Below are 14,097 nucleotides of genomic sequence, written 5' to 3'. Positions count from 1 at the left end.
CCGAGGATCGAGGTGAGGATCAGCGGCAGGACGATGCAGATGGTCGCGGCAAAGGAGCGGAAGGTGATCATGCACATCGCGGCAACGCACAGGTACACCAGCGTCAGGATCAGCAACTCGGATTTGCTGATCACCTCGTTGGTAGCCGCTTCGATACCGGCGTTACCGGCTGCCAGCAAGAACTCCAGACCGTCCTTGTTGTTCTCGGCGGCGAAGTCTTGTACCGCACTTACGGCGCGCTTGAGGGTGGCGGCCTTGTGGTCCTGGAGGAACACCAGCACTGGCGCCAGCGAGCAGTCGGCGTTGTACAGGCCATCGGCACGGGCGATGGAGTTGTTCAACACATCCTGGTTACGCGACAGGGTTTCCCACTTCAGGTTGCCCTCGTTCATCCCTTTGATCACCTGACGCGATACGGTGACCATGGAAATCGCCGATTGCACGCCCGACGTGTTCTCCATCTTCCACATCAGCTCATCCATGGCGGCCAGGGTGGGGAAGGTCGAACAGCCTTCCGGCGCGGTCTTCACCATCACCACCAGCACGTCGGAACTGGTCGAGTAGTTCTTGATGACGAAGTCGTTGTCCTGGTTGTAGCGCGAATCAGGACGCAGTTCCGGTGCACCCTGATCGAGGTCGCCGATCTGCAGGTTATGTTCCTGGTACCAGAAACCACCGACGCTAGCCGCCAGGGCGATGACCACCGAGATCGGCGCCACCACAGGATGGGCGAAGTTGGACAGCAGGCGCCAGAATGGCTGGTCACGCACGGCATCGCGCTTGCTGCGCTCGACCGCCTTGTTGCTGATGCCGACATAGGAAATCGCCACCGGCAGCAGGATCAGGTTGGTGAACACGATGACCGCCACACCTATGGATGCGCCGATGGCCAGCTCGCGAATCACCCCGATATCGATCAGCAGCAGGGTAATAAAGCCCACGGCATCGGCCAGAATCGCAATCATCCCCGGCAGGAACAGCTGGCGGAAGGTGCGCCGCGCGGCCATCAGGGGATTCTCGGCTTCGCTCGAATGCAGGGCGATACCGTTGATCTTCTGCACCCCGTGGGAGATGCCGATGGCAAAGATCAGGAACGGCACCAGCATCGAGTAGGGGTCCAGACCGAAACCTACGCTGTGCATCAGGCCCAGCTGCCAGCCCACCGCAATCAGGGTGGTGAACAGCACGGCGATGGTGCTGCGGATACACCAGGTGAACCAGTACAGCAGGGCAAAGGTGATCAGCAACGCGGCGCCGAAGAACAGCACCACCATGAGCAGACCATCGATCAGGTCGCCGACTTTCTTCGCGAAACCTATGATGTGCACCTGCACCTTAGGGTTCTGCGCCTGGTACTTGTCGCGGATCTTCTCTTCCAGCTGGTGGGAGAATTCCTGGTAGTTCAGCTTGATCAGCTTGCCCTGGTCGTTCGGGTCCGGATAGGACTCCAGCAGCGGCACGTCGACAATGCTCGACTTGAAGTTGTTCGCCACCAGACGACCGATCTGCCCGGACTTGAGCACGTTGCCGCGCAATTCCTCGATGCTGCCAGCGCTGCCGTCGTAGGTCTGCGGTATCACTTCACCACCGGCAAAACCTTCCTCGGTCACCTCGGTCCAGCGCACGCTGGGGCTCCACAGCGACTTCAAGCCGGAACGGTCGACGCCTGGGATATAGAACACCTCGTCATTGATCTGACGCAGGGTCTCCATATAGTCCTTGGTGAAGATATCGCCCTCTTTGGCTTCCACCGAGATACGCACGGTGTTGCCCAGGTTGGCCAGGTCGTTGCGGTGCTCCAGCATCTTCTGGATAAAGGGGTGAGTCAGCGGAATCATCTTCTCGAAGCTGGTCGACGGCCGCACCTGAGTGGCCTGGAAGAACAGGAAGATGCTGACCAGCAGGCAGATCAGAATGACCGCAGGCCGGTTGTTGAAAATCAGACGCTCGAGAAAACTCGCCTTGTCCTGGTGATGGTTACTCATCAAACGCTACCCCAGCTTATTATTGTTGGCCCAGATTGGCGCCAGTCGGCGAGGAGACATGCACACCGCCCTGCCCCACGAGGATCAGGCGGCCACTGTCATCCGTGGTCACACCGGCCAAAGACAAACGATCGGGACGATTCAGCACGCTAAAGCTGCGCCCATTGTCGGTGCTCTTGAGCACGCTACCGCCATGCCCGACCACCACCAGGCTGCCGTCCTTGAGCAGGGTGCCGTTGGCCAGACCGAACTCCAGCGGACCATTGGCCACGGTATCGAGCTCGATCTGCTGCCAGCTCGTGCCGAAGTCGACAGAACGGAACAGGTGCCCACGCAGGCCGTACACCAGCAGCGTATTGGCGTCCTGGGTGCCTAAGGCACCGAACAGCGAACCTTCATAGGGACCTTTGAGGGTTTCCCAGGTCTGCCCCCAATCGGGCGAACGGAACATACTGCCGAGTTCGCCCACCACGAACAGGCCGGCGTCCTTGACCTCGGTAATGGCATTCAGGTGATAGCCGTCTTCGTTATCCAGGCGATCGCTGACGTCTTCCCAGGTCTTGCCGCCATCGGTGGTGGTAAACAGCGCGCTGTACGCACCGACGACAAAACCGTTGTTTTGATCCTTGAACCAGACGTCCAGAAATGGAGCGCCTTCTTCGCGCGCAAGGTCTTCGAACTGCTTGACCCAGGTCACCCCGCCATCGCTGCTGGCAAGGATCTGCGCATCGTGACCGACGGCCCAACCGTGTTGGTCATCGACGAAAAACAGGGAGGTGAGCATTTGCTTGGTCGGCACCTTGGCCTGCGACCAAGTGGCACCGTTGTCATCGGAATAGAGGATATGACCGCGATCGCCCACAGCCACCAGACGCTTGCCGACGCTGGTGATATCCAGCAGCAATGCCTGCTGCGCCTTGGCCGACTCGATGGAATAACTGCTAGCCGACTCGGCGGCTTGCGCATGCAGCGGCGCAACGGCCAACGTCAGAATGGACAGCACACTGCACAGCGAGAGCGCTTTAGCCAGCGGCGAGTGGACGCGGAGCGCCGGTGTGCGGAACAGTCCCGCGACATAACCGGCCTGGGTGCGCCGCATGACGGGCTCACTCATATACCTTCCCCCTTATTCTTATAGGTAGCACTACCTGTTTAGCAGTCCACCTATCCTACTGAGCTTTCAAAAGGCCTGACAATCGGCACGACGTTATGTTTTGTTAAACCCGCCGACTGCTTGCGACCCCATTCGACCGACTAAATAGAAAAAGGCCGCTACTACTGTAGCGGCCTTTGACCAAGACTACACAACGATTAACGCGTACCGCGACGACGCAGGGCAGCTGGCTTGAAGTAGCCGTCGTCCGGAATCGGCTGGCTGAAGTCGATGGTGCTCGGCTCTTCGTTGTCCAGGTTCTGCACATGGTAACGACGCGCTTGCAGGTCATGGAAGGCATCGAGCGCAGACCAGGTGGTCGGCAGGTCGTAGTAGTTCTTCAGATAGGCCAGCGACACACGCCACAGCTCGCCACGACCGTCGTACTGGTCAACCACTGCGGCTTGCCAGCTGTCCTCGTCGAGGAACAGGGTACGCTTGGAGTAGATATGGCGAGCGCCGGACTTCAGCGTGCCCTCGACGACCCACACGCGGTGCAGTTCGTTGCGGGTAAAGGCCGGGTTCATGTGACCGACTTGCAGCAGGTCCTTGTACTTGACCTCCGGGCTGGTGATTTTGTAGCTGTTGTAAGGAATGTAGATTTCCTTCTTGCCCACCAGCTTCCAGTCATAACGATCCGGCGAGCCGTTGATCATGTCGGTGTCGTCTGCGGTACGCAGGCCGTCGGCCGCGGCGATCGGGGTGTCGTAGGCCAGGTTCGGCGCACGACGCACGCGACGCTGACCGGCGTTATAGCCCCAGGCCTGACGCGGCTCCTTCACCTGATCCAGGGTCTCGTGCACCAGCACCGCACCGCCAGCCAGGCGCGCCGGGCTCTTGGTGAAGGACAGGTAGTAGAACATGATGTTGTTCAGGTCGGCGACGGTGCCTTTCGGGTTGTAGAACTTGAACAGGGCTTCCTGCTGCGAGGTCACCAGCGAGAACGCACCGTTACGCTGTACCGCCACTTCCGAGGCGCGGCGCACTATATAGCTGCCGCGGTAGCGGGCGATGTGGTTCCACAGCGCCTCGACACCGTTCTGCGGGATCGGGAACGGGATACCGCCGTAGGCATCGGAGAAGCCGTTGCCGCCATCCAGCAGCTTGGCCGCGGTGGCGTTCTTGAGCGTGTTGTCATACACCCACTGCGGCGCCGAACCGGAGCGACGGCTCTGGTACACCGGCATCTGGTAGGTGCTCGGGTAGGCGTTGAACAGGGCAATCTGACCCGGGGTCAGGTTGGCCTTGTACTGATCCAGGTTGGCCTTGGTGATGGTGAACAGCGGCTTGTCAGCGGCAAAGGGGTCCGGATGATGCTGACCCGGCGTCTTGTACTCGGCCGGAACCTGGGTGATACCACCGGTCCACTCCGGAATGGTGCCCGCCGCGTTAGCGGCTTTTTCGGCACCGAAGGGGGTCAGGCTCGCGCCCAGCTTGGCCGCTTCCGCAGGCGAAACCGCCGCCAGCGCGTTACCAGCAGACAGTGCCAACACAATGGCGGCACCGATCAGCGTGTGCTTTTTCAGCATCTTGAATCTCCGTGATGAGTCAGCAACCGAGCGCCCGCAGGCACCCGGTATTTTCTAGTTGGGTTTAGAAGGAGTACTTGACGTTCAAACCGATATTGTCGCGATCGCGCGTGGCGTTGTTCTGCCCGGCACCGTAGAACTCGGTGTACTGCAACTCGGCTTCCAGGCTGTTCAGGTAGCTGGCGCGCAGGCCCAGGGTGTAAGCCTGACGACCTTCGATAAAGTTACCGGTCTGGTGCGAGTTGCCCTCGAAGTCATGCTTGTACACGGCGAACGGCGACAGGTTGACCCCGGCATACACATCGTTCCAGGTGCCATTGACGGCCAGGGTGTAGCCGTAGGCGTTTTTATTGATTTGGTCGTCGCGGTCGTAGCCGGAGATATAGGAACCGTTCGGGCGGCCGGCGTAGTAACGGTTGCCGTTACGGGATGAGTATTGCAGGTCGCTGCCGCGTAGGTGCTCGGAAGCCAGTTCGGCCACGCCGATCAGCGAATCGAAACTTAGACTCGGACCAAAGTTGTAGATGGTCCCGAGGGACGAATTGAATGCCTCGACTCGCTCGTTGTTATGAATCGGGTCGCTCATATCGACTTGCTGACCGCCAATATTGACCGTCTGGCCGGTAACAATAAACGCAGCCTGACTCAGCAGATCGCCAAGCAGGTCGTTAGTAGCGGCGATACCAATTGGAAGGTTAGGACGGTAGGACAACTCGCCGAAGACCGAAGCCTCGCCCACAGTGGTATTGAAGCTCATACCGTACATGCGGATATCTTCGGGATATTCACGACGGCCGATTACATTGTTCGCCAGGTCGACTGCGGCTATACCACCAGTGGCCTGCTGTACTGCGCCGGTCAAAGCATTCGCATAGGCAGAAGCAAGTGCCGGATTAAGTGCTGGGTTAGCAATAACGGCTTGTAATACTGCAACTGGAACACCTGCTGCCGCAGCAACGCTCTGCTGTACTTGAGGAGTAACCATCGGCCGGACTTGCCCGGCAATTGCCGCTGTATTCAGACCAGCATAGGCGCTATCCACTTCCGCGAAGATATTTGGCTCTTTCGCATGGTAGTTGACGAAGTAGAAACCGAACTCGGTAGAGTTGAGCTCTTCGGCGATATAGCGAAAGGCCACACCGAATTGGCCATCGTTCTTGGCATTGATATCCGAACCAATGGTCGCAACCTTGATAGTGCCATTAGTATCGAAGTAATCAGTACCGCCCAGACCACCGACACCGGCTGCCGAAAGGCCGCTATACAACGGGCGCAAGGATGCTAGACGCGTCTGCTCGCTGTATGCCGTATTACCACCATCGGCAAACAGGTCGGTTTCAGAGAAATAAGTACCGACCGGGTCGATAGCAGACTCTTTCCAGTTCCATTGGTAGAAGGTTTCCATCGACAGATTGTCGGTTAAACCGATATTGAAACTAAGGGCCTCAACCGGGACCAGCACTTCCTTTACTTCTGAACCCGGCAAGCGGAACTTGGCCGCATCCACAGGGTTGGTGGTGTTTACGCCACCGCGGTAGAACAGACCTTCACCCCAGTTGAACACCTGGCGACCGATCCGGGCAGTCACCGGCTTATCCGCCACATCCCAGTTGCCATAGACGTAGGCATCCAGGATTTCCGCATTGCGGCCGGCTTTGTGCCGGGTTTCATAGGTGAAGCTGTCGTCTTTTGGATAGTTCTGGCTTGGCTGTACCGGGTTATTGGCATCGTAATAATCGTTGCGCTTGTCCATGATCTGGGTGTCATAGAAAGCCGTACCGCGGACAAAAGCGCCGTAGTTCTGGTAAGTCACTTCCATATCGGAAGTGATCTTGAACACTTCCGAGGCCAGGCCGGTATCGAAGTTACGGTTGCCGTCGTTGGTATTGATATCGTTGTTGGTCTTGTCCTGGCCTTGCACACGCCACAATTGACCGTAGGAGACAGTGGTATCGATGGAGCCGCTGATTTCATCGTCGGCGAAGCTGAATTCCACGGCCTGGGCATGGGCGGCCACCAGCAAAGGAAGCAGGCCGATAAAGGCAAAACCTGCCTTGGCAGGTGCAAAACGCAATACGGGCTTACGAGACATAATTTCCATCGAAACTTTACTCCGCGGACAGATCATTCTTTTTTGCGCCTCAAGCTAGAAGGCACGACATGACCGTACTTGCGACGGCCTTAGATGTTGATCGGACGTTAATCCCCCAACGCGCGCTTACACGCCCCCTCACTGCTTGGCATGCACCATGACGAGGTCAAATCCTTGCTGCTATTGCAACCATGGTGCCAATTCAAACAGCCGTATGAAAAACCGCAGAATAAAAGTCACAAATTCTGAATTCATTTTATGACTGGTCATTCACCATACAAATGGCACGAAACGAAACAACCCATTGCTTATTTTGTCCTACCATCTGGCTCGATTTGTCAGTTGTGCTCGCTGCATAAACTACGGACACGGCAGAAGATACCGCCAAGATCAAGTCCGGCGGCGGGCACTTAGGTCAGGAAAACTTTGCTTACAGCCCAGCAGGTAACAACAAGTGTTACCCGCATAAGCACAGGTAACACTTCTAATGTTGGGTTGTAAGACAAAATAGGGAAGGAGGGAGCCTTAACCACCCCGTGTTTCGGCTCGCACTAATAGATATATCGAGCAACTAAGGCTGGTCTGCACCTATTGCTCAATAACAACCTAGGAGCCAGCACTGCTGGCTCCCTAAGACTGGGCAGCAGCCGATTATCAGCAGGCCAGACTCTTGCTCACCACTTCAAAGACATCGCTGGACAGCTCGCCCGAGGCCAGGATGCGCTCCAGCTCGGCCTTCATCAGTTGCTGGCGGGCGCTGTCGTACTTGGCCCAGCGGGTCAACGGAGCCAGCAGGCGCGAGGCGATCTGCGGGTTGAGGGCATTGAGGCAGATGACCTGATCGGCGAGAAAACGGTAGCCACTGCCATCGGCCTGGTGGAACCCCAGCAGGTTCTGCCCGGCAAAGGCGCCGATCAGGGCGCGCACCTTGTTCGGGTTCTTCAGGGTAAAGGCCGGGTGCTGCATCAATTGCTCGACCCGCTGTAGCGCGCCCGGTAAGGCGCTGGCTGCCTGCACGCTAAACCACTGATCCATGACCAGCGGATTGTCCTTGAAGAAGTCGGCAAAGCTGGTCAGCGCCTTGGCCTTCTCATCCTCGAATGTGGAGTTGACCAGCACCGCCAGGGCGGCGAGACGCTCGGTCATATTGTCACAAACCTCGAGCTGCTCCAGGCAGGCCGCCAAGACATCCGGCTTGCTGCTGAGCATCAGGTAGGACAAGGCGATGTTCTGCAGGCTGCGCCGGGCGAAGTGCTCGGCCTCGGCCACATAGGCGCTGCTACGGGAGATGTCACGGTTGCTCTGGTAGCGCTGCCAGAGCAGATCGAATAGCGCGTCAGCAAGTTGCTGGCGGGCGAATTCGCGGGCGGCATGGATGGCCTCGACATCCGCCACTTCGCTGATCTCGGTGAGATAGGCCTCACCCGGCAGCGAGAGCATCTCGGCGACCATGGTCTGATCCAGCCGCTCGTTCTGCAGCACGCTGCGCAGAGCTGTGACCAGACGCTGGTCCAGCAGCAAGGTTTCGCCACGCTGCTGCTGGCCGATCAGCTCCTGCAGCACCTGCACCGACAGCTGCTGGCCCGCCTCCCAGCGGTTGAAGCCGTCGTTGTCGTGCTGCATCAGGAACATCAGCTGATCCCGGCTGTAGGGGAAGCTCAGCTTGACCGGCGCGGAGAAGCCGCGCAGCAAGGATGGCAGCGGCCGCTCGGCGATATCGACGAAGGTCAGCACCTGCTCGGCCTGGTCGATGGCGAATACCCGCGACGCCGCGCCGGCCGCCGCCTCGCCCTGCAGGCGCAGCGGCAAGGCCTGGCCCTGGGCACCCAGCAGGCCCAACTCCACGGGAATCACAAACGGCAGCTTCTCGCTCTGCCCCGGCGATGCCGGGCAGCTTTGCTTGAAGCTCAGGCTGTAGGTCTGCGCCGCCGCATCGTAACTCTCGCTGACCGCCAACCGTGGCGTACCGGCCTGGCTGTACCAGCGCTTGAACTGGCTCAGGTCGATGCCGTTGGCGTCTTCCATGGCCTTGATAAAATCATCGCAGGTCACAGCCTGACCATCGTGGCGCTGGAAGTACAGGTCGCTGCCTTGGCGAAAGCCCTCGGCGCCGACCAGGGTGTGGATCATCCGCACCACTTCCGAACCCTTCTCATACTCGGTCAGGGTGTAGAAGTTGGAAATCGCGATAAAGGCGTCCGGGCGCACCGGGTGGGCCATGGGGCCGGCGTCTTCGGCGAACTGATGGGTACGCAGATAGGCCACGTCCTCGATGCGCTTGACCGTGCGCGAGTGCATATCGGCCGAGAATTCCGCGTCGCGGAATACGGTAAAGCCTTCCTTGAGCGACAGCTGGAACCAGTCGCGGCAGGTCACCCGGTTGCCCGACCAGTTGTGGAAGTACTCGTGCGCCACCACCGCCTCGACCCGCTGGTGGGCGGCGTCGGTGGCGGTCTCTGCCTTGGCCAGCACGCAGCTGGAGTTGAAGATGTTCAGGCCCTTGTTTTCCATGGCGCCCATATTGAAGTCGTTGACCGCGACAATCATAAAGATGTCCAGGTCGTACTCGCGGCCGTAGACCTGCTCGTCCCACTTCATCGACTTCTTCAGGCTGTCCATGGCGTGCTGGCACTTGTCGATATTTTCCGGCTCGACATAGATGCGCAGCGCCACGTCGCGCTGGGTCATGGTGGTGAAGCTGTCTTCCACGCACCACAGATCACCGGCCACCAGGGCGAACAGGTAAGCGGGCTTCATAAAGGGATCTTGCCAGGTCGCCCAATGCCGACCGCCCTCCTCCGGGCCGCTGGCAATAGGATTGCCGTTGGACAGCAGCACCGGGTAGCGATGCTGCTCGGCGCTGAGCGTGGTGGTGAACTTGCTCATCACGTCCGGGCGGTCGAGGTAATAGGTGATCTTGCGGAACCCCTCGGCCTCGCACTGGGTGCAGAACATGCTGCCGGACTTGTACAGGCCCTCCAGCGCGGTGTTGCTTTCCGGGTGGATGCGCACGCTGCTGTCAACCACAAAGCTGGCTGCCTTGGGCTGCAGGCTCAGATGGCTGTCGCCGAGCTGGTAATCGGTGGCGCTCAGTTCCTGGCCATCCAGGGACAGGCTGAGCAGTTCCAACTGCTGACCATCCAGCACCAGCAGCGGCAGCCCCTCGCCCGCCGCCGGATTACGCCGCATCACCAGTTGCGCATGCACCAGGGTATGGTCCTCGAACAACTCGAAAGTCAGGTGCGTCTCATCGATCAGATAGTCCGGAGCCCGGTAGTCCTTGAGGTAGATCATTTTCGGTTGTTCGGTACGCATGGGGGCCTCTCTGAGGCAGCTGCAAGCTTCAAGCTTCGAGCTGCAAGTAGGGATTGTGGTCAGCTTGCAGCTTGTGACTTGCAGCTTATGGCTATTTGGTAAGCGCTGTACTTGCGGATATTGATCACCCCGGTGTCGAACATCAGGTACTGGCCCTTGATGCCGAGCAGGGTGCCTTCGGCCAGCGGATTCTTGTCCAGATTGAAGCTGCTGATCTTGGCCGGATAGGCCTCGATCGGATAGCTGATCTGCACCACCGTCTGATCGCTTAACGGCTGAATGGCCTGGATACCAAAGCGCTGCTGCAACTCGGTGAGGCCGGCCGCGCAGCTGTCGAACAGCTGCTCGCGCACGGCGAGTAGATCCACCGGCGCCGCATCGCCCTTGAGCAAGGCGCGCCAGTTGGTCTTGTCCGCCACCTGGCTGCGCAGCAGGTCTTCGACGAAACCCGACTGCTGCCGGGTGGCCACCCGCAGAATCGGCAAGGCCTGGCTCGCGCCCTGGTCGATCCAGCGCGTGGGAATCTGGGTGGCGCGGGTGATGCCGACTTTTACCCCTGAGGAGTTGGCCAGGTAGACCACATGGTCGGTCATGCAGAACTGTTCGCCCCAGCTCGGCTCGCGGCAGGTGCCGGCCTCATAGTGGCAACGCTCCGGGCTCATGATGCAGATATCGCACTGCGCCAGCTTCTGCATGCAGGGGTAACAATAACCCTGGCTGTAGCTGCTCTTGGTCTTGCGCCCGCAGTGAGTGCAGTGAATGGCCCCCAGGAACTCCAGGCGCAGGGTCTTGCCGATCAGCGGATTGACCGGCAGCAGCTCATCGCCCAGGCGCAAGCTGTATTGCACCGGCGCATCCAGCTGCGTCGCCATCTTGCTCAGGGCACCACGGGCCAGCTCGCTCATCAATGCAGGGTATCCGAGGACTTGAACAGCAGATTGGCTACCGGCTCGGACTTGGAGCTGCATTCCTGCGGGCCCATATAACCGATGCGCTCTTCCTCGGGCAGATTCTGAATTTCCCAAGCGATCAAGGCCTGCAGGGTCAGCTCCTTCTGCTCCTGGGTCAGCTTGCGGCCATCCGGCCATTTGCCGATTTCCACTGCCAGCTTGAGGTTCTGGTAGATCTCTGAGGTGATATTTTCGATAGCTTGGAGAAAGGACGAGGGGTGCGACATGGTGACCTCCGAATGCGATGCATCAGTTTACCGGTGCCGACGCGCCAGCGCACCGCCTACGAGGCCCGTTAGGCAGCCCGCGAGCAGACCGCCGACATGGGCGGCATTGGCAATGGCGCCGACCTGCAACAGCTCGAAGATGCCGGTCATGCAGACCAACAGCCAGACCAGCATCATCACCAGCACGCCGGGAGGCAGGCGGTAAGCCGCAGTGGGCGCCAGACGCTGGAACAGCCAGCAATGCCCGAGCAAGCCGTAGAGCACACCGGACAGGCCGCCGAACAGCGACGGACCGGCATACAGATACTGGGCGAAGTTCGCCGCCAGGCTAAACAGCAGGGTCAGCCCCAAGAGCATCAGGGCGCCCTGGCGCGCCTCGATACGCCGCCCCAACTCCCAGTACCAGAGGCTATTCATGGCCAGATGCAACCAGCCGAAATGGATCAGCATGGGCGTCAGCAGGCGCCACCACTGGCCGCTGCCCAGGGTCTCGCCCAGGTAAGCGAAATAGATGTAGTCGCCCTGGACACGGAAATCGACAAAGCTCAGCCAGTGGATAGTCGTGTAATTCTCGCCTGTACCGGTGATGGCGAAGACAACGAAGGTCAGCGCCAGCATGATGGAAGTCAACAGACTGCTTTTCAGCTGCTGGATCAAGCCCGGTCCCGACTCTCTTGGCAAGCTGAGCGGCTGCTCAAGCAGCGCCGCGGCATCGCCCAGGGGATAACGCGCATACAGCTCGCGCACCTGTTCGGCCAGCTGCTCGCCGGGCACCCAGAGCACTTGCTCGCCGGCCTCCTCGGCGACCCGGTGGGGCACCTGCAGGCGCCGCAGCAAGGCGATAAAGCCACTGAGATCGACCTGCACCGGCAGGCGCATGGCGGCTACCGCGCTCATGCTTGCCCCTTCCCTTGCGCAACCTCGACCCAGACAAACTTGCTGGCATCCAGGCGGCTTTCTTGATCGAGCCGGTAGGCCACCAGCTTGCCGTTCAACACCGCGCTGTAATCCAGACAGGCCAGGTTGGGCCGAATCGGCGCGGGCTTGCCGCTGCGCCAGTAGTGGCCGACAAACAGCAAGGGCTGGTCGGCGGCATATTTCAGCAATTCGGTTTTTTGCATATCGCTCAGCGGCATCTGCGCGGCCAACTCCGGCAAGGCATCGGGTTGGAACACTATATCGCCGTAGGTCTGCGGGTCTTCTTCCCAGAACTTGGTGCGAAAGTGCGCGCGGGTAAAACCATCATCGCTGGTCAGGGTCATGCCATGGGGTAAGCGCATATCGGTGCCGCGCAACAGGCGATCCAGCACCGTATTGGCAAAGCTGCCCGGCACCGCGGACGCCTGCAGGAAAGCCTCATCGATGCAGCCATCGGCGAACTGTGCGCGTAGCGGCTCGATCAACCCGGCATCCCAACAGGCATGCACCACGCGGAAACGTCCAGCATCGATAAACAGCGGCAACTCGTAGAACCAGCCGAGAAACTCGCGCCATTCCGCCGGATAGGCCGCGAACTGCTCCAGGGTTTCCTTGATCAGCCGGGCATGCCTGGGCGTGTGTTCACGCACGAACTGCCGACCGCTGCCCGGCGCGGCCGGCGTGCTCCAGCCCAGGGCGTTGAACTCATGGTTGCCCATGATGCACAGCGCCTGGCCGGCGGCGACCATATCGCGGACCAGATGCAGGGTCTCGCGAATGCGCGGGCCGCGGTCGACCAGATCACCGAGGAAGATCGCCAGGCGCCGCGGATGACGCCAGACAGCCCCCTGCTTGCGGTAGCCGAGGGTGTCGAGCAGGCGCTCCAAGGTTTTGCTGCAGCCATGGATATCGCCAATCAGGTCGTAGCCACGGTCGGGGTCGAGGTCCATTCAGTCACCCCCACCACCGAGCCGACTGCCCCACCCCAGCTTGGTCCGGCACACCTCGTAGTAGTTGTGGTCGAGCGGATGGATCAGGCACAGCTTCTGCGGCTTCTTGCTCACCGTGATGGTGTCGCCCGGCGCGCAGGTGAAATGGTTCTGCCCGTCGCAGGACACCTGCGGGTAGATCGACAGATCCTTGGACACCACGATTTTCAGCTCGCTGTTGCCGTCCACCACGATCGGCCGGCTGGACAGGGTATGCGGGTACATCGGCACTATGACGATGGCATCCAGCTTGGGGTGCATGATCGGTCCGCCGGCGGACAGCGCATAGGCGGTGGAACCGGTCGGGGTGGCGACTATCAGGCCGTCGGCCTTCTGGCTGCAGACGAACTGACCGTCGATATACAGCTCGAACTCGATCATCCGCGTCGACTTGCCCGGGTGCAGTATCACGTCGTTGAGCGCATCGCCCTGACCAATGGCCTCGTCGTGACGGCGCACCTCGGCCTCGAGCAGGAAGCGGTTCTCGGTCAGGTAGTCGCCTTCCAGCACCTGGGCCACCTTGAGCTCCAGCTCATCGGGGCGAATATCGGTGAGAAAGCCCAGGCTGCCGCGGTTGACCCCCAGCACCGGCACCTTATGCTGGGCCAGGGCACGGGCCGCGCCAAGCATGCTGCCGTCGCCCCCGACCACTATCACCAGGTCGCAGATCTCGCCGAGGATTTTCCGCGTCGAGGTCTGCAGGCCATGGCCCGGCAGCACCTCGGCGATGGTGTCCTCGAGTATCACGTGCAGGTGGCGCTCGAGCAGAAACCTTTTCAGTCGGCGAATGGTGTCGAGCACCTGGGTACTGCCCAGTCGACCGATGATGCCGATATTACGAAACTGCTCCATGGTGCTCCCGCAAGACTCTGGATCTAGAGACTTCCGATTATGGGTGAAAGCCGGCAACAGCGGCAAACTTGCAGGCCTTGCCCAGGG

At 60.0% G+C, this 14,097-nt stretch carries 10 protein-coding genes; all 10 read right to left on the bottom strand.

From position 1 onward, the window contains the following. A partial coding sequence (locus tag Q8Q83_RS00435; protein WP_305620159.1) for an RND family transporter occupies positions 1 to 1,985 on the bottom strand: 1,985 nt, incomplete at its 3' end. A gap of 19 nt (positions 1,986 to 2,004) precedes the next feature. Beyond that, a complete protein-coding gene (locus Q8Q83_RS00430; RefSeq protein WP_305620157.1) occupies positions 2,005 to 3,099 on the bottom strand; it encodes a YCF48-related protein in 1,095 nt (364 codons plus the stop codon). A gap of 197 nt (positions 3,100 to 3,296) precedes the next feature. Continuing rightward, positions 3,297 to 4,667 carry a DUF1329 domain-containing protein gene (locus tag Q8Q83_RS00425; RefSeq protein ID WP_305620156.1) on the bottom strand — a complete coding sequence of 457 codons (1,371 nt, stop codon included), beginning with the start codon at positions 4,665 to 4,667 and terminating at the stop codon, positions 3,297 to 3,299. Positions 4,668 to 4,731: 64 nt separating this feature from the next. Further along, positions 4,732 to 6,768 (bottom strand): DUF1302 domain-containing protein, encoded by a 2,037-nt coding sequence (locus Q8Q83_RS00420; RefSeq protein ID WP_305620154.1) that lies wholly within the window; start codon positions 6,766 to 6,768, stop codon positions 4,732 to 4,734. Positions 6,769 to 7,413: 645 nt separating this feature from the next. Beyond that, positions 7,414 to 10,074, bottom strand: a complete 2,661-nt coding sequence (gene pepN, locus Q8Q83_RS00415) for an aminopeptidase N (protein ID WP_305620153.1) — start codon at positions 10,072 to 10,074, stop codon at positions 7,414 to 7,416. A gap of 59 nt (positions 10,075 to 10,133) precedes the next feature. Beyond that, positions 10,134 to 10,979 carry a DUF2797 domain-containing protein gene (locus tag Q8Q83_RS00410; protein ID WP_305620151.1) on the bottom strand — a complete coding sequence of 282 codons (846 nt, stop codon included), beginning with the start codon at positions 10,977 to 10,979 and terminating at the stop codon, positions 10,134 to 10,136. Further along, positions 10,979 to 11,251, bottom strand: coding sequence for a YeaC family protein (locus tag Q8Q83_RS00405; RefSeq protein WP_305620149.1), 273 nt, complete (start codon positions 11,249 to 11,251; stop codon positions 10,979 to 10,981). Before Q8Q83_RS00405 ends, Q8Q83_RS00410 begins: the two co-directional genes overlap by 1 nt. Before the next feature lie 27 nt (positions 11,252 to 11,278). Next, positions 11,279 to 12,148, bottom strand: a complete 870-nt coding sequence (locus tag Q8Q83_RS00400; protein ID WP_305620148.1) for a rhomboid family intramembrane serine protease — start codon at positions 12,146 to 12,148, stop codon at positions 11,279 to 11,281. Then, positions 12,145 to 13,119, bottom strand: a complete 975-nt coding sequence (locus Q8Q83_RS00395) for a metallophosphoesterase (protein WP_305620146.1) — start codon at positions 13,117 to 13,119, stop codon at positions 12,145 to 12,147. Before Q8Q83_RS00395 ends, Q8Q83_RS00400 begins: the two co-directional genes overlap by 4 nt. Continuing rightward, positions 13,120 to 14,010: an NAD(+) kinase gene (locus Q8Q83_RS00390; RefSeq protein ID WP_305620144.1), complete on the bottom strand. Its 891-nt coding sequence runs from the start codon at positions 14,008 to 14,010 to the stop codon at positions 13,120 to 13,122. Positions 14,011 to 14,097: the final 87 nt, after the last annotated feature.

The sequence above is a fragment of the Pseudomonas sp. genome, from assembly GCF_030696055.1.
In the GTDB taxonomy this organism is placed as follows: Bacteria; Pseudomonadota; Gammaproteobacteria; order Pseudomonadales; family Pseudomonadaceae; genus Aquipseudomonas.
Note: the sequence above shows the minus strand (reverse complement) of the source record. Positions and strands in the feature narration are given on the sequence as shown.